Here is a 1463-nt window from a genome sequence, read left to right on the forward strand (position 1 = left end):
GCTGATACTTATCAGGCGACTGGTGTAACCATTGGCATCACGGCAAAACTGTTATTAGGCGGTAATGGCCCTGATCCCGGTGTGTTCATGTTGCACGAAGCCGTTGATGACCAGCAGTTTATCGAGTGTCTGGAAAACGCCGGTGTTGTGGAGTTGATGGAAATAGACAGCGTACCCCGGAGATCATCTGATTTAACTAACCACCCAATAAGCAGTTGTAGCAAATGAACAATTACAAAGATAAACGAGTCATTGTAATTGGAGGCAGTGGTGAAACAGGGCGGCGTATCCTATCAGATTTAAGCCACCGCTTCCCTGATATCAGGTTCAGCAGTGCAGCGCGGCGCGAGCAGAGGCATCTTCCCTCGGTAGATAATATTGATGCAGTAAAACTCGATATTAATGATAAAGACACATCAGCCGCAGCCCTGGCTGACTACGACCTGGCTATTATTGCTCTCGGCCCGATGGATAAATATGGTTCGATACCGCATCAGGCCTGTATAGCGGCGGGTGTTGACGCAATTGATATTAATGACAATCTGGAAGCGGCGGACCAGATTCTGGCCTTGCACGATCAGGCACATGACCATGGACGGCTGATTCTGACCGGTATGGGGTTTGTGCCGGGGTTATCCACGCTTATGTTGTCTCAGCTGGCAAGGAATAAAGCCTCGCCCAGCGGTGACTATCGCTGCCGCATTTATATGGGGGCTGCCTACGGTGGTGGGGAAACATCGCCTTATGCCATGTTAGCCAGCTTCAAGCGAAATGTATGCTCACTTATTGATGGCCGGCGTTCTCTTATTCCAACTCCCTGGAAGGATGAACATAGTCGCTTTCGATTCCCATCCCAAAGTAAATCACTGGATTTGATTCCGTTTGCTACCCCGGAGATTGCCGGATTGAGCAATCATCGTTGTGCCGATGAGCTCGCCATTAACAATCTGGACAGCCGTTATCATGTTCAGTTTTTATCGCAGGGGTTCGCTAAACTGCTGTCCCGTTTTGAACTGAGTCAGAAGAGAGCAGACTATTTTGCGCGCAAGTTTTTTTCCGGAGGCCAGTCGGTAAAAACCAGAAAGAAGGCGGATCCTGACACCACGCTTATTGTTTATCCAGATGATCGGTTAGACGATGGTCTGATAGTGCATGGTGTCATATCTTCCTATGATTTTACCGCACAAATGGCCTGCGCGGCGTTTGATTTATGGATTAGTAATAAGTTACAGGGATACCAAGGGGTTTACCCAACGGAATTGCTGGATGCGAGTTCCAATCAACAATTAATTGATGCTCTGGCCAGTCGGGGTGTGACTATCAGGGAATCAACCGAGCAGAATTTTAGCGAAGCGGATATTCATTTCGGTTGGGCAAGCCAGGCTCCTCTGGCTGTTGAACAGCTACGAAACTACGGCAAAAACTGGTATACCATCGAACGGCCACATCCCAAGATGGCAGGC

Annotated in this window: 2 protein-coding genes; both read left to right on the plus strand. The window is 48.8% G+C overall.

Annotation, left to right across the window (positions count from 1 at the left end):
- Positions 1-228: hypothetical protein (locus MK185_17695; GenBank protein MCH2042464.1), on the plus strand; the 228-nt coding region annotated here is incomplete at its 5' end.
- Positions 225-1463 (plus strand): saccharopine dehydrogenase NADP-binding domain-containing protein (locus MK185_17700; GenBank protein ID MCH2042465.1); only part of this gene is annotated, 1239 nt, incomplete at its 3' end. The genes MK185_17695 and MK185_17700, both read left to right, overlap by 4 nt.

It is taken from the genome of Saccharospirillaceae bacterium, assembly GCA_022448365.1.
Classification (GTDB): domain Bacteria; phylum Pseudomonadota; class Gammaproteobacteria; order Pseudomonadales; family Oceanobacteraceae; genus Bacterioplanoides.